General features: G+C 34.3%; 18 protein-coding genes. 2 read left to right on the plus strand and 16 right to left on the minus strand.

The features are described 5' to 3' along the window. Window positions 1–124: 124 nt before the first annotated feature. Genes ERX27_RS10515 through ERX27_RS10585 form a run of 16 tightly spaced genes read right to left on the minus strand, consistent with a single transcriptional unit; the run spans window position 125 to window position 18,263 of the window. Complete coding sequence (locus ERX27_RS10515; protein ID WP_133432779.1) at window positions 125–685, minus strand: sugar transferase; 561 nt, start codon at window positions 683–685, stop codon at window positions 125–127. Then, window positions 685–1,587, minus strand: coding sequence for an SDR family oxidoreductase (locus ERX27_RS10520; protein ID WP_133432764.1), 903 nt, complete (start codon window positions 1,585–1,587; stop codon window positions 685–687). The genes ERX27_RS10515 and ERX27_RS10520 overlap by 1 nt, the downstream gene beginning before the upstream one ends. Beyond that, complete coding sequence (locus ERX27_RS10525; RefSeq protein WP_133432765.1) at window positions 1,584–2,735, minus strand: glycosyltransferase family 4 protein; 1,152 nt, start codon at window positions 2,733–2,735, stop codon at window positions 1,584–1,586. Before ERX27_RS10525 ends, ERX27_RS10520 begins: the two co-directional genes overlap by 4 nt. Window positions 2,736–2,753: 18 nt before the next feature. Then, window positions 2,754–4,028 carry a nucleotide sugar dehydrogenase gene (locus ERX27_RS10530; RefSeq protein WP_133432766.1) on the minus strand — a complete coding sequence of 425 codons (1,275 nt, stop codon included), beginning with the start codon at window positions 4,026–4,028 and terminating at the stop codon, window positions 2,754–2,756. After that, the gene (locus ERX27_RS10535; RefSeq protein ID WP_133432767.1) at window positions 4,029–5,375 is read right to left on the minus strand and encodes a phenylacetate--CoA ligase family protein; all 1,347 of its coding nucleotides are present in this window, start codon (window positions 5,373–5,375) and stop codon (window positions 4,029–4,031) included. It lies immediately after the preceding gene. 56 nt (window positions 5,376–5,431) lie between these two features. Then, complete coding sequence (locus tag ERX27_RS10540) at window positions 5,432–6,766, minus strand: phenylacetate--CoA ligase family protein (protein WP_133432768.1); 1,335 nt, start codon at window positions 6,764–6,766, stop codon at window positions 5,432–5,434. Window positions 6,767–6,776: 10 nt separating this feature from the next. Next, a complete protein-coding gene (locus tag ERX27_RS10545) occupies window positions 6,777–7,958 on the minus strand; it encodes a glycosyltransferase family 4 protein (protein WP_133432769.1) in 1,182 nt (393 codons plus the stop codon). 12 nt (window positions 7,959–7,970) lie between these two features. Then, on the minus strand, window positions 7,971–8,783 hold the full coding sequence (locus tag ERX27_RS10550) for a glycosyltransferase family 2 protein (RefSeq protein ID WP_133432770.1): 813 nt from the start codon (window positions 8,781–8,783) through the stop codon (window positions 7,971–7,973). A 17-nt stretch (window positions 8,784–8,800) separates the two neighbouring features. After that, on the minus strand, window positions 8,801–10,759 hold the full coding sequence (locus tag ERX27_RS10555) for an acyltransferase family protein (RefSeq protein WP_133432771.1): 1,959 nt from the start codon (window positions 10,757–10,759) through the stop codon (window positions 8,801–8,803). Continuing rightward, window positions 10,749–11,780, minus strand: coding sequence for an NAD-dependent epimerase (locus tag ERX27_RS10560; RefSeq protein ID WP_133432772.1), 1,032 nt, complete (start codon window positions 11,778–11,780; stop codon window positions 10,749–10,751). Before ERX27_RS10560 ends, ERX27_RS10555 begins: the two co-directional genes overlap by 11 nt. Then, window positions 11,777–12,877, minus strand: a complete 1,101-nt coding sequence (locus ERX27_RS11665; protein ID WP_424960618.1) for an O-antigen ligase family protein — start codon at window positions 12,875–12,877, stop codon at window positions 11,777–11,779. The genes ERX27_RS10560 and ERX27_RS11665 overlap by 4 nt, the downstream gene beginning before the upstream one ends. Window positions 12,878–12,888: 11 nt before the next feature. Beyond that, complete coding sequence (locus ERX27_RS10565; RefSeq protein WP_133432773.1) at window positions 12,889–14,253, minus strand: lipopolysaccharide biosynthesis protein; 1,365 nt, start codon at window positions 14,251–14,253, stop codon at window positions 12,889–12,891. Continuing rightward, window positions 14,250–16,058, minus strand: coding sequence for a polysaccharide biosynthesis protein (locus ERX27_RS10570; RefSeq protein ID WP_165983154.1), 1,809 nt, complete (start codon window positions 16,056–16,058; stop codon window positions 14,250–14,252). The genes ERX27_RS10565 and ERX27_RS10570 overlap by 4 nt, the downstream gene beginning before the upstream one ends. Window positions 16,059–16,072: 14 nt before the next feature. Then, window positions 16,073–16,870, minus strand: a complete 798-nt coding sequence (locus tag ERX27_RS10575) for a tyrosine-protein phosphatase (protein WP_133432774.1) — start codon at window positions 16,868–16,870, stop codon at window positions 16,073–16,075. Continuing rightward, window positions 16,870–17,577 carry a CpsD/CapB family tyrosine-protein kinase gene (locus ERX27_RS10580; protein WP_133432775.1) on the minus strand — a complete coding sequence of 236 codons (708 nt, stop codon included), beginning with the start codon at window positions 17,575–17,577 and terminating at the stop codon, window positions 16,870–16,872. Before ERX27_RS10580 ends, ERX27_RS10575 begins: the two co-directional genes overlap by 1 nt. Window positions 17,578–17,591: 14 nt before the next feature. Further along, the gene (locus tag ERX27_RS10585; RefSeq protein ID WP_133432776.1) at window positions 17,592–18,263 is read right to left on the minus strand and encodes a YveK family protein; all 672 of its coding nucleotides are present in this window, start codon (window positions 18,261–18,263) and stop codon (window positions 17,592–17,594) included. 185 nt (window positions 18,264–18,448) lie between these two features. Between ERX27_RS10585 and ERX27_RS10590 the strand changes: the two genes are divergently transcribed. Both ERX27_RS10590 and galU read left to right on the plus strand, forming a co-directional pair. Then, a complete protein-coding gene (locus tag ERX27_RS10590) occupies window positions 18,449–19,030 on the plus strand; it encodes a DUF5067 domain-containing protein (protein WP_133432777.1) in 582 nt (193 codons plus the stop codon). Between the two features lie 10 nt (window positions 19,031–19,040). Further along, entirely contained in the window at window positions 19,041–19,916 is an 876-nt protein-coding gene (gene galU, locus ERX27_RS10595; protein WP_133432778.1) for a UTP--glucose-1-phosphate uridylyltransferase GalU, read from the plus strand. Window positions 19,917–20,127 lie beyond the last annotated feature (211 nt).

Genomic DNA, 20,127 nt, shown 5'->3' on the forward strand with positions numbered 1-20,127 from the left:
GGCGATGGAAGTATTTTTGAGGGAGCTAATCAAAGAGATCATACTGAGTGAATCCCTAGGATTCTATATGAACTAGATTTGTCAGGGTGGCTAACTTGTAATTGTAATTTAGAAAGAAATAATTTTAATGCGTAATGCCCTCGCTTTTAATGACATTGACAAATGTTTTATAAATAATCCACATATCAAAAATAAAAGTTTGATGTTCTAAATAATATTGATCATATGCTACTTTTTCAATATCTGAAATTTCATCTCTTCCCATAACTTGAGCTAAACCGGTTATGCCAGGTTTAATAGTATGAACATTCACTGCAGTTCTCATTTCTATAAGGTCATATTGATTAAATAAAGCTGGACGGGGGCCTACAATTGACATTTCTCCCTTAGCAACATTAATAAGTTGAGGTAATTCATCAATCGAAGTCCTTCTAATAAAGTGACCCACTTTTGTTATATAGGAGACTCCCTGGCCTAACTTAGCTGTCTCAACGTTTGGAGTATCTACTGCCATTGATCTGAATTTATAGATGTCGAATAATTCATTATCCTTACCAGGGCGTTTTTGTTTAAATAATACCGGACCATCTGAATCTACTTTAATTGCGATAGCTGTCGCGACTAAGATAGGTGATAAAGCCACTAATCCTACAACTGATGAGGATAAATCGAATGCTCTTTTAATCATTTTTGGGGCACTCTCTTCTTCTGAAGATATTCTTGTACTTGATTTTTAATGCCCTTTTCAAAACTTAAAGGCGCATAACCGAAGTCTTTACGAGCTTGTTCGTGAGAAAATACTTTATCTTCTTGCATCCTTAAAACTTGTTCTCCTTTTATAGGAAACTTAGGTATGTACTTCTGCCCATAATTTGCTAAACAATATGAGAGATTAATAGGCATATTAATTTTAACCGTGTTACGGTTTAATTCATATGAAATCAATCTAATTATTTCATTATAAGTAATTTCGTCCTGACCAGACAAATCGTACTCTTTGTTTTTACACACTTCTGGATGCATGATGACATCATAATAAGCTTGAGCTAAATCTTGTGCTCTTACAGGTTGCAACAGATTTTTACCATTACCAAAAATAGGGAAAAATTTACTTTTATCTAAAAACTTTATTAATTTACTCATATTATGGTCTTTCATCGACCCATATATCATTGTAGGTCTTAAAATAGTCAAATCCATTTTTCTCTCATTCAATAGTTTATCTTCTATTTCAATGTATTCCTTAGAAGCTGATTTAAATTTCGAATATCTTCCAGTAGTATGGACTGCAATTAGCCAGTCTACATTATTTTTTAGAGCAGCTTCTTGAAGTTTTGCCGTAAAACGGATGTTAGCAATATTTAGAATCGTATCTATATCTCTTGTAACCGATTCTAAAAATTTTTGATCTTCAATATCTCCTTCTACTGTTTCAATATTCAAGTTTTTAAAACCTTTAAGAATAGAAATATCAGTCGTCGGTCTTACTAAGCATCGAATTAATTTAATATCCTTCGAATTTTTATTAAGTTTTTCGAGGAAGAATGTACCAGAATGTCCAGTTGCTCCTGTAACCAATAGTTTCATTTATTTACCTCCTTATCAAAAATTTCAAGTTGTTTCTTTACAACATCATTTTCATCGTATAAACCTTGAGCTCGTTGTAATCCCGCCTCTTTCATGTTTTCAAGCATTTCACGATTATTATTAAGCTCATCTATATATTGTGCCATTTTTTTACTATCATTAACCTGGAACAAATAACCAGTTTCACCGTGAAGTACTTCCTCACGACTGCCGCGAATATTAGTAGCAAGAATTGCGTTTTTCATAGCCATAGCTTCTATGATTGAACGAGGCATTCCTTCTCTATAAGATGGTAATGAAAAAATATCAGATATAAATAAGTATTCATCAGCATTTGAAACATGTCCCATAAACTTAAAGTTTTCTTTACTTCTATATACTTCCAGTTTATGGTATGTCTCAACATCACGCTCACCTTGAGGAAGCCCGCCCAAAATAATGAATGTTACATTTTTATCTGATAAATGATGGAATGCATTTAATAAATCTATTATACCTTTTTCTTTTACAAGTCTACCTATAAATGTAACAATCAAATGATTTTCAGGTATATTCAATTCTTTTCTGATTTTCTGATGGAGAGCTGGATTTTTAAGTTCAATGTTATACTTTTGATCTAAATCAATACCATTGCTAATACAAACATAATTTTTATTATATTTAGTTTTTAGAAACTTATTATCTTTTGCTATTTGATAATCTTCCTGACTCTGAGTAAGAATATAGTCTGTACAGAATCTACCAATGTACTTCTCTATATTAAAAAATAACTTATATTGTTTTTTATTCATACCTTCATGAAAATAGAAACCATGTGCTGTGTATATAATGGTAGGGGCACCAGCTATTTTTGCAGCAACCCTACCAAGTACGGAGGCTACTGGTGTATGAACATGAACGATATCCGGTTTAATTCTTCTAATCAGTCTAATGATTTGAATAATCGATTTAATATTAGAAATAGGTTTTATTTTTCTATCAATGTTAACGTGATGAAATTTAAAATTATCCTTCTTGATATCGTCAGTAAATGGACCTTCAGAGCAAGCACAATGTACTTCCCAGCCCGCTTTTTTTGAAGCGATGTTTAACGGTCTTAAGAAATTATTCATCGTCATATCAATAGCTGTTATCTGCAAAATTTTCATATGGTCTCCTTTATAATATTACAGGCTCCATTTCGTCTGACTACCTGATAAGTCTGAGTCATTAATAATACCTTTTATATCGATAATCAAGCCATTATCAGATAACTTGCTTAAATATTTAGTTTTATTGTTGATATAATCTGAATGAGCAACAGCAATGATCAGTACATCTGTCTCAGGTAGTTCGCTACTATCGAAAAGTTCTATATTATAGAACTTTTTAGCTTCTTTTTTATCTGCTTCAACATCATTAATATTAATTTTAAGTCCATAATCTTCCAATTCTCTGATAATATCGAGCACTTTTGTATTTCTTAAATCTGGACAGTTCTCTTTAAAAGTCAAACCTAATAAATTGATGGACGCATTAGAAATAGATAAGTTTTTCTTAAGCATTTCTTTTATAACTTTTGAGGCAATATATTTTCCCATACTGTCATTAATACGACGGCCAGATAAAATAACTTCTGGGTGATGTCCAAGTTCCTGGGCTTTATGCGTTAAGTAATAAGGATCTACACCTATACAATGTCCGCCAACTAATCCCGGATGGAATTTTAAGAAGTTCCATTTTGTCCCTGCAGCTTCTAATACATCTTTTGTTTTAATACCTGCTTTATCAAAAATTAGTGCAAGTTCGTTCATTAATGCAATATTTACATCACGTTGTGTATTTTCAATAACTTTAGCGGCTTCTGCAACTGCTATTGAAGATGCTTTATGTACACCCGCCTTAACGACTGATGAATATACTTCTGCGACAATTTCAAGTACTTCAGGTGTCTGTCCACTTACAACTTTAGTAATCGTTTCAAAAGTGTGTACTTTATCTCCGGGATTGATTCGCTCTGGTGAATATCCAACAAAAAAGTCTTCTCCATTCTTCATACCAGAATTTTTTTCCAGAACAGGTACGCAATCTTCCATAGTTGCTCCCGGATAAACTGTCGACTCGAAGACAACTATTGTGCCTTCAGATAGCACTGAACCTACTGTCTCACTTGCTTTAAGTAAAGGTGTCAAATCTGGTTGATTATGTTCATTAATAGGTGTAGGAACCGCCACAATGATGAAATCAACTTTTCTTAAATCTTCTTTATTGCTGGTGAAGATAATATTTGATTGCTCTAATGTTGCATTATCTACTTCATGCGTCCGGTCATGTCCTACTTTTAACTCACTAATTCTTTCCTCGTTAATATCAAAACCAATCACTTCCTGTTTATTGCCGAACGCAACCGCAACAGGTAATCCTACGTATCCTAGACCCACAACTGCTAATTTTCTCTTCATTTATGACAGCTCCCTATTTAAGTTATTAATAATAAATCTTGTTTTTCCACCATCAGTACTTTCAAGTTCCTCAACAAATCTGACATTGTATTCAGTTGATTCACTAAAGCGAACTTTCATTAATTCTTTAATGCTATGTTCAATAGTTTTTTTGTCATTAACACCTTCTATTACAAAATTGATGATGACCTCGTCCATTTTATTTTGAATAAATTGGCATTCAATAAAATTACCTTCTGTTTTTCTAACTGTTGCAGAAAGTATTGCACTGTACACTTTTCCTTTTTCATTAGAGACTAAATAATCATTTTTACGACCAATGATTCGCTTAATTTTAATGTCAGATTGCGTATAGTTTTCAGGAAGTGTATCGAATAATTCAACAGCATCTCCAATTCTATATCTTATGAGCGGTGTTGTCGTTGTGTAAAATGAAGTAACTGTGATCTCATAAATATTACCTTCTATTCTTTCGAGCTCGTAATAACCTGTCGCGGGACATATATCATAATATCCTTTATCATTTTCTACAATGAATGGTGCACCTTCTGATGATGAATACTGGTCAAAGACTTTACATCTGAATGCTTTTTCAATTTCACTTTTCACTGTGACAGTTAATGTTTCTGCTGTTGGAAATATAGCTATTGGTTTAAAAGTCAGTTCTATAGAATGCTTATTTATATATTTAGCGATTCTATAAATTACTGTAGTCACTCCATCTATTGACTGAGGTTTGAATCGGTTCAGTTCTTCAATATAATATATAATGTTTTCATTACTCGCATGGTAAATAGAAAATAAAAGTTGGTTTAATATATAATTATGACGCCAATATATGTGTGACTTTTGTTTTTCAGGTACAAATGTTCTTCCACCCATACTTGCTCTCTTCATTCCTTTTTTTACTCCATGCTTTGCTTTAAAATAATCAAGATAGGCAATTCTTCTGGATATATCATATGGATGTGAATAAATAATTAGTTTTTTACCAGTTGTCCCACTTGTTCCCATAGGCAACAAACCTTTGTTTCTAGTTACTATTTCATCAACATGCTCGCGTATCTCATCTTTAGTCAGCATTGGTAATAGCTCAATGTCAGACATAGAAATTTCCTTCTTTAGGTGTGATAACTTCTGCGAATAGAAAGGACTGTTTTTACGCGTGTATTTAATAAAACTTTTGAAGCGTTTTTTCTGTAAATTAAATTCATTTTCTTCATTTAAAATTTTCAGTTCTTTCCTATAAACTTTATTATATCGTTGCCTGTAAATTTGTATTCCTTTTAAACTGATGAAGATATTCTGCAAAAAGATGGGTGATTTATCATATATTAAATTAACCATTTAAAACATCTCATTTCTAATTCCGAATTTTAATATTATAGTCACAGAATCAATTATTATTCAAGGTTGTTAACCGTCAGTTTCGTTTTACCGCCTTGTGTTTTTTCCACACGGTCGACATAATTGATAACATATTGGGTTGACTGTCCAAATCTAATATTCATCACTTTATGCAAATTTTTTTCAATAATCTTTTTATCCTCCTCTTTTTCTACTACTAAATTAATAATGATTTCATCAAGTTCATTTTGAATAAACTGAGACTCTATTATATTGCCTCCTAATTGTCGGGCAACAGAAGCTAAGTTCACATTATAGACTTTTCCCATTTCATTTGACATGAGATAATCAGTATTTCTACCAATTAATCGCTTTATTCTAATATCTGATTGCTTATAGTTTTCACTAAGCGGTTCAAATAATTCAACAGCATCACCAATTTTATATCTAATAAGAGGTGTCGTCGTTGTATAAAATGCCGTGACATACATCTCATATATATTTCCTTCAATATGTTCCATTTCATAAAAACCTGTAGCTGGACATATTTCGTAGTTACCGTCAGCACTTTCAGTAATAAATGGAGCACCTTCTGATGAAGCATATTGATCAAATACTTTACATCCAAATGCTTTTTCAATTTCACTTCGTATCTCATCAGTCAGAGTTTCCCCTGTAGGAAAAATAGCAATGGGCTTAAAGGTAAGTTTAATTTGATTTTCATTTATATATTGCGCCATACGATAAATCACACTTGTGATTCCATCAATAGACTTAGGCTTAAATCGATTGAGCTCTTCAACATAGTACTTAATATTTTCAGTGCCAGCATGAAATATCGAAAAGAGGACCTGGTTTAACATGTAGTTATGCCGCCAAAAGACTTTCGACTTTTGATTTGTTGGAATAAACACTCTGCCTCCTATACTCGCTCTTCTCATTCCCTTTTTAACACCATGCTTTAATTTAAAGTAGTCAAGATAAGCGATTCTTCTTGAAATATCATAAGGATTTGTATAAAACTTTAGCTTCTTCCCTGTACTTCCACCAGTTTCCATAACGATAAGATTCTTTTTTCTAGTAACGATATCTTCAATATTTTGGCGGATATCATCTTTTACAAGAACAGGTAAATTGTGCATATCAGACAGACCGATATTTCTTTTGTAGCCAGATAATGCTTCTGAATAATAGCGGCTATTCTTACGAGCAAACTTTATGAATTGTTTTAAACGTTTCTCCTGTAGTTGATATTCATTAGATTTGAGCAAGGTGTTTAATTCTTTTTTATAATGTTTATTATAACGTTGACGATATATTTGTATCCCCTTCAAGCTAATTAATATATTCTGTAAAAATATAGGTGACTTATCATAAAAAAAATTAACCATGTTCTCGCCTCTACTTCATTTTAGTTACAATTTTGTCATATAGAGAATAAAGTCGTGATGAACCTACTGCATTGATTACTCTTCTATCTGTTCTGATATTAGAGAAATAACTATTAGGTACATCCTTAACAATCACCTTAGTTTCAGTGAAAATTCTTTCTATTTCCTCTTTTCTATCCAACCAGTTCCATTTATTCACCGCTTCTTGCCTAGCAGTATCACTCATCTGCTGAAGTTCATTTTTGTGATCGATGAAATAACGGAGCTGTTCAATCAGAGATGTCTGTTTGACGATTGAGAGAGGCCAGTAATAAGCATCTGCTCTACAAATGAAGTTCTCTACTTCGACCAGTCTTCCAACCTTATTATTGATGACTTCATTCATGGGTGCATTATCTGTCGCGATTACCGGTAGGCCGCACGCTAATGCTTCGTACATCGTTAAACCAAGACCATCCAGTTTAGTCGGATACACATAGACATTTCCTAAATGATAGAGCCCCGGTGCGCTTACAGTTTTTTCAATCACTTGAATATTGTATTTTTGCAGTTCATCTAAAGAATAAGAGAATGTTTTTTCAAAATCCTGTTGAGTATGAATAATCAGCTTAGCGTATGGATAAATAGTTTCATCCATAAAAGCATCTACTAAATAAGTGGTCCCTTTTCTATTGGACAAACCTGAACTATGGAAGAACACGATTTCGTCAAATTGTTGCTGCTGTAGCTTGAAAGTCTCTATATCAGTTCCCCATGGTACGTAAAAGCACTGAGCATGATCCTTAAAAACTGAATAATGCCTTTTTGTATTACAGATGAGAAAGTCATAAATATCAAAATCCTTGACTGTATTTTCCTTATAATAATCAATATAAGTTCCTACTTTAAGTTGCGGAAACTGTTTTTTCAATAACAAGACGGGTTCAATTTCCTGTTGTTCGTTAAAAAATACCGTGTCTATCTCGTTCTCTTCAATCCATTTCTTAAAATGCGAGAATCTTATATTAGTTGAATATTGACGTGGAGCCCATGTGACGTAATCTTTGTCCCAGTTCTGATCACCTTTAGCTAGTAGGACGCCCCCTCTTGCATAGACAAAAACTTCATGATTGTCTTTTAATAAGTCAATATATGCCTTTGTCACATATGCGCCACCGCGCTCCATCCATGTCGTGACAAATCCAATCTTCATAAAATCAGCCCCTTATTTTTTTAATGTCTTTCTCGCTCTGAATTTCATAATCTGATACCAGACTTTTGATGGTATAAAACCAATCACTAATGTTCGCATAATAAAAATCTTATCCTTAGTAGTCAGATCTTTAACAGAGTAATACTTAAATTTATTCTTGACTGCTTTTATTCTATGTTTTAAGTTACGTTTTCTCACTGTCTCAATGGTTTCCTGATAGTAATAAAGCGCATCAGTAAGATTATGACCCTTAAAGCCTGACTGATACAGCCGCATCAGTAAATCTCCATCCTGGCCTCTTTCTGTTTCCTTAGCCACTCTATAATTATCGACAGCGGCTAACGCACTTTTTTTGAACATCATGCTACCATGAACAAATGGAAATTTACCTTTATAGAAGTCAGAAAGTACGGGATTCTCTAATAAATGTGTTTTTTTCCATATTCCTTTCTCATCATAACTATAAGCATTACTTCCAACGAAATCATAAGTCGGATTTGTTTCAAGAAAATCTATCTGTTTCTCCAGTCGTGACTGATCGCTGTAATCATCTGCATCCTGTACAGCAATATATTTTCCCTCTGCGTGCTCAATCGCTTTATTTCGTGTAAAAGCTGCTTTTGAGTTGATTTCATTCTGAAAGATCTTAATTTGTGGATGGTCTGCATACTTTTGGTTGACCAGCTGATAAGTCTGGTCTGTGCTTGCATCGTCCACAATAATAATTTCAACATTTTTGTATGACTGATTTAATATAGATTCGACACATTTGATTATGTCATGTTCAACATTAAATGTAGGAATAATGACAGAAACTAGGCACATATAATCTCTCCTTCGCGTTATAATTCATTCAATGCCTGAACAATTACCTCATCAATATGAAGCGTCATTGTTTTTGTATAACTTTCTGTTAAGTGGTGTGAATCCCAGTACATTAATACATTGCCCTGTACGACTGAACATTTTCCATTTGGACATAAAACAGGTGTAAAGTCTGCATAAGTCACATTATCAGGTTTCTGTCCCATCTTGAGCCATTTATCTTCTTTGGAAAGTACTTCGTTCTTATCTGACTGACATTGAGTTACATTATCAGAATTTTCTTTAACACACTTAAGTGTATCTTTCTTGAACCAAGGCGTATCTCTAAAAGCAATAACATTTATGTTTTGGCGCTTTAACTCTTTGAATTGTTGTAGGTAACCCGTTGGAATAGTCGGATATTCCGGACTATTGATGTCAGCATTCGTAATCACTAAATCAATCTGATCCTTTTTTAATGACTTCAAGACGTTTTGATTCCAGTTGACGCATGCCTGGTCTTTCAGCTTTTCAGCTGTAAAGCGGCAACCCAATTTTGTATATGTCTTAAGATGAAAGCCTCTCTGTTCTGCGATAATCTTGATGGGATCGAACCACTGAACAGTATGTGAACCACCGACTAATGCGACTTTCAGTTCCGATTTTCTGTTACCGTAGTCACAACTGATGACTTCATCTTTCTTCGCAATCTGGTTACAGTTATCATTGTATAGCGTACCTATATCATGCTTCGCATTGTTGACTGCTGGCTTCAAATCGGTATAGGTTTGCTGTTGTTTCTGATAGTCAAGTGCTCCCCTGAATGCTGTATCTTCCAGATAAGCGTCTTCAGCAATCTTTTTATTAAGATCAAGATCTTTAATCTGCTGATATTGTATGGTCTGATTCGAGATTATAACAAGACTTGCTGCCAGTGCCATTAGCCCAAGAATTGGTAATCGTCTGCGAGTATTCTTAATGATTAAATGTGAAATATGTGCTAATAAAAGCCCGCCGATGATAATCAAGAAACCTTCGATTATATTAAATTCTTTTTTCTGTAGAATAATCGAGCTATAGACATATACAATCCAATGCCACAGGTAAAAGGGATAAGCAAGCGGTGCCAGCGCTAATATATATTTGTTCGTCAGAAGTTGATTGAACATCGATTGTTCATTAGAACGTGTTGAAATCAGGACAAGTAGAACGCTCAGAACCGGGAGAAGTGCAACATAACCTGGAAACAGGTTTTCAATATTCAGAAATAAACCCATCGTCAGTATCATGAAAACGCCGATAATACTGAAAACATTACTCACTCCTTTACTCACAGATATTTTTGAATAAACCAGACACATAATTGCACCGGCAGCAAATTCAAATAAACGAGTAAATGTATTATAGTAAGCATTCTGCTGATTGACTGCTGTCAAATAAATAGAAAAAATCAGCGACAGAACGAATATGGTAATAAAAGCGATCATTAGAACAGTTCTTAGTATAGAACTTTTTTTACTTGTCAACTTAATCAGCAGTAAGAAGAGCGCCGACCAAATCACATAGAACTGACCTTGTACAGAAGTAGCCCACAAGTGCTTGAATATTGAACTACTATCAATAGATCCGATATAACTATTGTATTGACTGATTAATGCCCAGTTCTGCAGATAAGTAGCAGAAGCAAATATATCTAACAGAAATGTTTTGAGTTGTAGTTGCGGGCTAATGATCGAAAAGGTCACTACAACAAAAGCAATGACTATTGCAATATGAGGATACAGTCGCTTCAATAATCGTTGAACAAAACTGACTGGTTGCACGGTATTCGTTCTATCATATGTGCTGATAAGTGACTTAGTGATCAGAAAACCTGTGATGACGAAGAAGACATCAACACCACCAGATACTTTGTGCATCCAGATGTGATAGATAGCCACTAACAGCGCAACAATTATCCTTAAACTTTCTATTTCAAGTATTTTTTTATTTTTCATTATTGATTACCTGTTTAAGGTCAACATCGTAGTAATCAATATACCAGTTCACAAATTTTTCAACACCACTTTCAATAGAAGTATTCGGTTTAAAATCAATTGTTTCAAAGAGGTCGGATACATCTGCATAAGTCTCTGGTACATCGCCCGGCTGAAGCTCCATATAGTTCTTAATTGCCGCAATACCAGTTGATTTTTCAATTGCGTTGATGAAATCTTCCAGTTTAACAGGTGCATTATTGCCGATATTATAAATTTTATAAGGCGCATCCGATTCATTAGGTGAATAAGATTGACATGCATCCTGTCGTTGTGGCGGTAGAGTAACCAACCGTGAAATAGCTTCAACTATATCATCTACAAATGTAAAGTCTCTCATCATGTTACCGTTATTATAGACATCTATCGGTTTACGATTAATGATTGAATCGGTAAATTTAAATAGTGCCATATCAGGTCTACCCCATGGACCATAAACAGTAAAAAATCTGAGACCAGTCGTTGGAATATTAAATAAATGACTGTAAGTATGCGCCATTAGCTCATTGCTCTTCTTAGTTGCAGCATAAAGACTGATGGGGTGATCGACATTATCAGATGTCTTAAACGGCAAACTTTTGTTAGAACCGTAAACTGAGCTTGAAGATGCATAAATCAAGTGTTCACAGTCGGCGAAGCGACAGCATTCCAGAATATTCAAGAAGCCATTGATATTACTTTCCAGATAAATATGAGGATTCTCAAGACTATACCTTACACCCGCCTGAGCCGCTAGATTGATGACAATAGAAGGCTGTTCAGCATGAAAGACTTTCTCAACTTCTTTGTAATTCTGAAGATCAATCTTATAGTTCTTAAAATTTTCACCTAGTAATGCTTTCATGCGATCTTCTTTCAACTGAGTTGAGTAATAATCATTAATATTATCAATACCGATAACGTCATGACCCTTTTTCATCAATTTATTTGCTAAATTACACCCAATAAAACCTGCAGTTCCCGTCACTAGAATTTTCTTCATTTAACTTCCTCCTCATTTTTTGACTGTCTATTGATGACATAAGTTACGAATAATATGAAAATAAAATGATATACAATTAAACGGTTATAGATAAAGAATAAATTTTCTGTGAAACTCGTTAGAAAGAAAAACATAAAGAAATAGGCTGCTTTATATTTTGAAAATCTGAATCCACTGAATATGCCTATGATTAACGTCAGTACAAATACTAAAAAGATCATTAAAGGCAGTAGTCCATAGATGCCAAGGATTTCAATAAATAGGTTGTGTGAATCACCAATTGAGAAATTCTGCATAAAAAAGTTTTTCCCATTTCCCCAGAGGCGCACGCCATATTGAATCGTTCCTTCCCAGAATATCTGTCTATCAGCGAGGAAGTTGTCATTTGTATTCGAACGCTTGTGAAAAACTAAATCAATAAATCGAGTAATGACAGGTACTGAGAAGGCAACTAGTGCTATGAGAAAGACCACATTAATCAAGAAACTCAGATAAGTAACTCGTCTTTTTCTTAAGAAATAGATCAAATAAAAAGTAATAAAGATGACGAAACTGAGCAACGCTGTCCTAGAACCCGTCTCATAGATGAAAAATAGTGAAAATGGTAAAACCATCATCATGAAGTATAGATTCGATACATTTGTGAAAGCAATGAACAGACAGACAAAACCTAGTGTCACAAGCAGTCCGAACGTATTTGAATGCTGAATGTTCACTAACAAAGGCAGGATGGATATAGCCGAACTGATTAGTAATGGCTTGAAATTCATATAGATTTTATTGTTCAACAGTACAAGCAACGGCAATATAAGATAAACCAATGCAATTTCATTACGCAACTCGTGGTGTTCATTCATTGAAACAAGGCAGCTAATCCAGAATAAGATGTATACGATTAAGATTCGTATAGTATTCTTATCAAATTTGATGAGTTTAAACCCAAACAAAAATGTACTTAAGAAAAGTATAATAGATACTTTATAAATATTCTCTTCTGTATTCAGCTGGTTATAGTTAATTGATAAAAGATGACAGTATAGAAAAATTAATGTAAAACATGCCATAGTAAATATTTTATAGAAGTTTTTGATTGCCATAAATGACCTCTCTAATCTAAGATACTTTTAAAGAAGAACTTAGATTTATCTTTAAAGTTTATAGACAATATAATGAATATAATCAGAGTTGCCGCTATTGTGATATATCTATTATGTATGAATGAATGTGAAAAGAGAATGACAAGAATCATATATCCAGTAATATTCTGAAATCTGAACAGTGAATAACTACTTATTTTCTGATAATAATATAGGCGTAATGTATAAATTGCTAAATAAGTGAGGAACATGGAATAAGCAGCGCCTTCTACTCCCCATACCATTGAAAAGGTAAACGAGCAGACACTATTAATTACTAAAATCATGATAGCGATGACTAAATGACATTTAGTTCTTTTGTTTACGGTAATGTAGGTAGAATAGACTTCTGAAATAACCATTACTACAGGGATGATTATCAGGATATCAATCAAATCTGAACTGTTCATAAATTCATTACCCAGTAACATCATAATCAGATCTTTAAAAGTAAGATACAGAATAATGATGATACAGCAGATAATCTGTAGAAAAGATTCTGAAGCTAGGTAAAAGGATGAATCCTGCTGTGTTTCCTGACTACTGATTTTAACAGCTTTAGGTACCCACACCAGACTGATCACTGTGTATACAATACTGATTAGGCCAATGAGTTTAAAACTCGTATAGTAGACCCCCATCTTTTCATCAGAAACGAAGTGACTTAATGTTATCTTATCTATATTCTGTGTCACTGTTGTGAGTAATATAGAGAAAAGAAGCGGCAGACTGAATGAAATCTGTTCATGAAGACTAATTGAGTGCTGTTCAGTCGTATGATTGATAATCTTGTAAGCAGATCGACTCTGAAAAAGACTGATCAAGCTTACGCTTATAGCAAATGGTAGCAATAATATAAAATAACTCTCGCTTAATGAGAAAAGCAATGCCACAATTAAAGCCAGCTCTGCTATTTTGGAAAAACAGGCTTGAATGAAGTAGTTACGGAAATCATTTTTCATACGGAATAATGTCAAAAAAATTTTGTTGATGACTAGGGCAACAGAATAAAGCACAAGCAGTATTAAATCTAAATTTGAAAAACTGAGAACTGGTTTAATAAAAAATAAAATAATCGCAATAATAGCCACTATCAAAAATGAATATTTGCAGAAGTTAATCAGGACAGATTTTAAGTTCACTTTATAGAAATAGTGAATCAGTACTTGATCGACTGCAAATGATATTATCGTACTAACAATAACCGCATAGCTGATCAATAGATTTGCTTTACCGTAATCTCCCGGAGAAAACAGGCGTGTTAAAATCATCAAACTGCATAAATTGATAATTGCGACAAAGATAGTAGATGCAGAAAAACCTAGTAACCTTTTCATCGGCTTTCACTTTTCTTATTGACCAGCTTAATCAACGCCTTGTAATCACCTGTCTGAATCACTCGTTCAACAAAATCAAGCAATGTCGTCAGATCCACTTCCTTAGCCTTGCCTAGATAAATTTTTTCAAATACTTGTTCTGAATGAATCTCATCTTTGTTGAGTAGTTCTTCATATAGTTTTTCACCCGGACGAATACCTGAAAACTGGATGCCAATTTCTTCTTCTGTATAACCGCTTAGTCTGATCATATTTTTAGCTAAATCTACAATTTTAACGGGTTCACCCATATCCAGTACAAAAATTTCTCCACCGCGTGCGAGTGCCCCTGCCTGAATTACTAGTCTCGATGCTTCTGGAATCGTCATAAAAAATCTTGTCATTTTCTCATCGGTTACTGTAATTGGTCCACCTGCTTCGATCTGTTTACGAAACTTAGGTATAACAGATCCTCGACTGCCCAGCACATTACCAAATCTGACAGCCACAAGTGTAGTGTCTGAAGACTTTTTATCAAGACCCTGAATAATCATCTCTGCGACACGTTTCGTAGCACCCATGACATTAGGGGGATTTACTGCTTTATCCGTAGATATCATGACAAATTTGAGTACTTTAGCATGAATCGCTGCTTCAGCTGTATTTTTTGTACCGTAAATATTGTTTTTAACGCTCTCGCTCGGATTCGCTTCCATTAATGGAACATGCTTGTGAGCCGCTGCGTGATAGACAATATGTGGTTGATAAGTCTCCATGATATGGAACATACGATGTCGATCCTGTACATCCGCAATGACCGGAGTATATTCCACAGTATTATCAAGTAGCGCCATTTCTTCAAGGATGGTATAAATACTATTCTCACCATGTCCAAGTAACACAACTTTACTCGGCTCAAATTTAGTGATCTGTCTGACAATTTCAGAACCGATACTGCCTCCTGCACCCGTAACCAAAACAGTCTTTCCTTTGATTTGGGGTGAAATCTCACCTACATCAAGTTCAACTGTCTCTCTGCCCAGCAAATCTTCTACTTCTACTTTTTTCAGTTGAGATACTTCCAGTTTGCCAGCTAAGACATCATCTATATTCGGCATAATCAGAACTTCAACATCAGTATGTATCGCAATCTCATAGATATCATTCAATTTATGCTTACTTAATGACGGTATTGCGATGACAATCTTTCTAATATCGTACTTATTGACTAAGTGTCCGATATCTTCTCGTGTGCCTTCTACTCTAACACCACCGTTCAGTTCTAATCTCTGTTTAGCCTTATCATCATCGACAGCTACTACTGGTTTCATTCCCATTGCAGGTGTATCAAGCAGCTGACGAATTAATAATGAGCCTCCACGTCCAGCGCCTACAACAAGTGTTGATTTTAAATCCCTGATTTTAGAGTCCTTACCGACGACGCGTGTTCTGAAGACACGCCATGATAATCTTGAACCACCAATCAGGAGAAGATGCATCATCCATGTAATAATCATTAATCTGGTAAATGAAGTTTGCAAAAAGATATAGTTAAAAATATAGGTAAAGATAATAGAGGAAGAAACGGCTTTAAAAATAGCCATCAATTCTCTGACACTCGCATATTCCCAAGCTCTATGATAGAGATTAAATATGTAAGCAAAGACATGATGACTGACCAATAAAATTAATGATGCTATCAGAAGCTTCTCAAATGAGTAATTCATATAGAAGGGAGATAATAAATAATAACCAATAAATATAGAAATTGTGACAATAATTGAATCAATGACCAATAAAAATAAATATCTCTGCTGAGAGTTCAAATGCTATCATCCTTTCATAAAAAAAGACTCAAAAACTTTTTTTTCTTTTTTCTTCTTTTATTGCTATACGAAACTTCAAACGTTTTAGGTGCTTTGATTTTTACATCTTGATTAAGCATAACAGCCTGTGCATTAAATTTGAGTCGTTCAACCAGTTCAATTCCTAAACGTTTCTCAATCACTTCATATGCATCCTTTAACTCAAAAGGACGTAATTCTGCATCATGCGCGTCGCTTGCAATAAAATGAACCAGATTGTGTTTAATCATTTTTAAACTGGTTTCCTGCATATCCTCTCCGAGACGCCCTGTAATAGAACTGCAAGTTACTTGCGTCAAACTCCCATTACTAACGATATTATAGATTTTGTCAGGACTTCTCAATAAGGGCTTACATCTCTCAGGATGAGCAATGATAGGGGTAAAACCTTTCATCTGTAAATCATAAAGTAGTTGTTCTGCAAAATAAGGAACATCAGAGAAAGGAAATTCAATAAGGACATATCTTGAATGATTGAGTGATAAATTGATGTCATCATCAAACTCACTAAGTAAATTTTCATTTATACGAATTTCCTGCCCTGGATGTACTTTAATAGAAAGACCATTCTCAGAAATAATAGTTCTGATTTCATCAATCTTAGAAAGAACTATATTTTTTGGCGTAAACCAGTCCATAGAATGATGATGGGGCGTGGCGATAATATCTGTAATCCCTTGCTCCTCAGCCTGAATTAAAAGGGCCAGAGCATCTTCCTTGCTATCTGGCCCGTCATCAACATCAATCAGAAAGTGATTGTGTAAATCAATCATTATTTGTCACCACCATAATAGTAATAATAACTATCATTTGTCGTCATCTTCTTATTGTTCAGGACAACTCCCAGAATGTTCGCATTCGCTTTCAATAAAGAATCTTTTGTTTTTCTCAACTCTTCTCTGCTGTTCGTTTTCGTGTTGGTTACAATAAGAACACCATCTACTAAATCACTAAGAATCGTCGCATCTGCTACTGATAAGACTGGCGGTGTATCTAAAATGACAAGGTCATAACAGGATTCTAAATGACTAAGTATTGATTTCATTTTGTTTGATTGTAATAACTCAGCAGGATTAGGCGGAATGGGTCCAGCCGTTAATAATTCCAAATCTTTGATGTCTGTCTGCTTGATTAAATCCTGAATAGATAAATCATTGACAATTGCATTGGAAAGCCCATTAGCATTATTTGTCTCAAATGTATAATGCATAGTGGGCCTTCTTAAATCACAATCAATTAGTAAAGTTCTTTTACCTGTCTGAGCAAAGGCTATTGCTACATTAGCAGCTGTCGTAGACTTGCCGGCATTCGGAGCTCCTGAAGTAAGTAAAATTGTTTTCATCTGTTTATCAACAGATGAAAACAAAATATTCGTTCGAATCGTTCTATACTGCTCGCTGATAGGTGACTTAGGTTCACTATGTACAATTAGTTGTCTTGGATCAGAGATATAGTCCAGCTTATTTTTCTTTTTAAACATTTTTTCACTCCTCATTATTTAAACTCAGCCACAGTACCCATAACAGGTAATTCTAGATACTTTTGTACATCTTCCTCAGTCGAAACACGTTTATCCAAAATATTTCTAAGTAGTGATAATGCTAGTCCGATTAAGGCACCTAATATGATGCCTAAACCAATATTGAGTGCGGGCTTAGGTGAAATAGGCTGAGGATTCTCTCCAGTTTCTGCTTTAGCAAGAATAGATACATTATCAACATTCATAATTTTAGGAATCTTTTTCTGAAATACTTCGGCTAGTTCATTGACAATTTTTTCGGCTTTATATGGACTTGGATCCGTCACACTGATATTTAACACTTGTGATTGGTTCTGACTTGAAACATCAACCATTGATGAAAGACCAACGGTTCCATATTTTAAATCTAAGTTTTCAGAAACTTCTTCTAAAATAGACGGCGATTTAATGATGTCGCTATATGTATTAACAAGCTGTAAACTTGCTTGAATATCGGTATTAGTAATTGTATCCTGAGTCTGAGATTGACTGACTAAAACTTGAGTATTAGCTCGATATTTAGGTTCGATTAGAAAAACAGTAATTGCTGTTGCGATTAGTCCTCCTAATATCATAAGTCCAATAATTAACTTGAAATTCTCTCTTATAACCTTTAGAAACTCTTCTACATTAAACGTTTCGTTCATTATGTCCCTCCACATAGTTTATATAAATAAATATATCATTAATGGTACTACTTTACATTATTATTTTTACCAACTATCATAATCTGAAAATCGCAATCAATATTATAGACCGTTTATATATGATATAATTGTGTGCAATAATCAACGTTATTTTATCAACAACTGTAAAGGAAAGGAATTATTTTATGAAAAAAGTAGTCATCATTTCTTTGATTTTTCTTTTAATACTGACAGCCTGTAACCGTAAAAGTGAAGAAGAACAGATTAAAGAGGGTATGGATAAGGCTAAACAAGAAGCAACAAAGAAAAAACTAGATACAAATGACAGTAAAACTAGTGTACAACAGAAGAATAAAAACTTTCAAAATGCGCCTATACTAAGAGATAACAGTGTCATAAATAATAATTATAAAATTAAAGTACTAAGAGCAAAAAACGATGTCGAAGGTAATAATACGACCAGTACCCTAAACCTTACATTTTTGACTAAGAATAAGTCAGATGCAAAAATCAATCCACTAGAGGCTTTTAATCAAACTTTCTCTGTCATTCAAGAAAAGGAAGGCAGTAACATTGAACTTGAAATTATACAGACACCCCCTATCAATTCATATCAATCAAAAATAGAAAAACAATCAGTATCTATTAATAAAAACAAAACAGTGATAAGTGTAATATCCTTTAAACTCAATAACTTGCAGTCGCCTATTTATATTAAAAGTAAAAATACAAATGAAGTTATCATAATTAATCCAAATGACATTTAAGGAGAAAATCATGAAAAAAGTAACGAAAGCCATCATCCCAGCAGCAGGACTCGGATCAAGATTCTTACCCGCGACTAAAGCGATGCCAAAAGAAATGCTTCCTATCTTAGATACCCCAACTATCCAGTATATAGTCGAAGAAGCGGTCGCAGCAGGAATAGAAGACATCATCATCGTCACAGGGAAGCATAAACGTGCAATCGAAGATCACTTCGACACACAGCTGGAACTGGAACTGAACCTGAAAGAAAAAAATAAGACAGCCCTCCTGGAGAAAGTCGAACACTCAACCAACCTCGCCAACATCTTCTACGTCAGACAGAAAGCACCCCGCGGACTCGGCCACGCCGTCTGGACAGCAAAACAGTTTATCGGTGATGAACCATTCGCAGTACTACTCGGAGACGATATCGTCGACGCAGAAGTACCAGGCATCAAGCAGCTGATCAATGTCTACGAACAGACAGGCAAATCAGTCATTGGTGCGAAGACCGTAACGAAAGAAGAGACAGAACGCTACGGCATCATCGAAAGCACAGAACAAAACGGCCGTATGTATAAAGTGGATAAACTGATAGAAAAACCGAAACTGGGCACAACAGATTCACAACTGGCCATCATGGGAAGATATGTCCTGACGCCAGATATATTTGAATACTTGGATGAACAGGAAATAGGCACAGGCGGCGAAATCCAGTTGACAGATGCTATTCAGAAGGTTAATGAGAATTCAGAAGTCTATGCCTATGATTTTGAAGGGAATCGCTATGATGTCGGAGATAAGATCGGTTTTGTGAAGACAACAATGGAATATGCGATGAGATCGGAGTTGAAGGATGATTTGGTGCCGTTTCTAGAAAAACTGATGGTAAAATATTTAAAGTAATTACATGTAAAACACATCCGATAGAAATAATTTCTATCGGATGTGTTTTTATGTTTTCTTTATAAACTATACCAATAAGTAGATTATTTTTATTTGAATTTAAATTGCAATTACAAGTTAGCCACCCTGACAAATCTAGTTCATATAGAATCCTAGGGATTCACTAAGTATGTTCTCTTTGATTAGCTCCTTCAAAAATACTTCCATCGCT

This window comes from Macrococcus brunensis (genome assembly GCF_004359615.1).
Classification (GTDB): Bacteria; Bacillota; Bacilli; order Staphylococcales; family Staphylococcaceae; genus Macrococcus; species Macrococcus brunensis.

Coding starts and splice junctions, on each gene's coding strand:
- ERX27_RS10520 (WP_133432764.1), bottom strand. CDS start 1,587: ATGAAACTATTGGTTACAGGAGCAACTGGACATTCTGGTACATTCTTC.
- ERX27_RS10525 (WP_133432765.1), bottom strand. CDS start 2,735: ATGAAAATTTTGCAGATAACAGCTATTGATATGACGATGAATAATTTC.
- ERX27_RS10530 (WP_133432766.1), bottom strand. CDS start 4,028: ATGAAGAGAAAATTAGCAGTTGTGGGTCTAGGATACGTAGGATTACCT.
- ERX27_RS10535 (WP_133432767.1), bottom strand. CDS start 5,375: ATGGTTAATTTAATATATGATAAATCACCCATCTTTTTGCAGAATATC.
- ERX27_RS10540 (WP_133432768.1), bottom strand. CDS start 6,766: ATGGTTAATTTTTTTTATGATAAGTCACCTATATTTTTACAGAATATA.
- ERX27_RS10545 (WP_133432769.1), bottom strand. CDS start 7,958: ATGAAGATTGGATTTGTCACGACATGGATGGAGCGCGGTGGCGCATAT.
- ERX27_RS10550 (WP_133432770.1), bottom strand. CDS start 8,783: ATGTGCCTAGTTTCTGTCATTATTCCTACATTTAATGTTGAACATGAC.
- ERX27_RS10555 (WP_133432771.1), bottom strand. CDS start 10,759: ATGAAAAATAAAAAAATACTTGAAATAGAAAGTTTAAGGATAATTGTT.
- ERX27_RS10560 (WP_133432772.1), bottom strand. CDS start 11,780: ATGAAGAAAATTCTAGTGACGGGAACTGCAGGTTTTATTGGGTGTAAT.
- ERX27_RS11665 (WP_424960618.1), bottom strand. CDS start 12,877: ATGGCAATCAAAAACTTCTATAAAATATTTACTATGGCATGTTTTACA.
- ERX27_RS10565 (WP_133432773.1), bottom strand. CDS start 14,253: ATGAAAAGGTTACTAGGTTTTTCTGCATCTACTATCTTTGTCGCAATT.
- ERX27_RS10575 (WP_133432774.1), bottom strand. CDS start 16,870: ATGATTGATTTACACAATCACTTTCTGATTGATGTTGATGACGGGCCA.
- ERX27_RS10580 (WP_133432775.1), bottom strand. CDS start 17,577: ATGTTTAAAAAGAAAAATAAGCTGGACTATATCTCTGATCCAAGACAA.
- ERX27_RS10585 (WP_133432776.1), bottom strand. CDS start 18,263: ATGAACGAAACGTTTAATGTAGAAGAGTTTCTAAAGGTTATAAGAGAG.
- ERX27_RS10590 (WP_133432777.1), top strand. CDS start 18,449: ATGAAAAAAGTAGTCATCATTTCTTTGATTTTTCTTTTAATACTGACA.
- galU (WP_133432778.1), top strand. CDS start 19,041: ATGAAAAAAGTAACGAAAGCCATCATCCCAGCAGCAGGACTCGGATCA.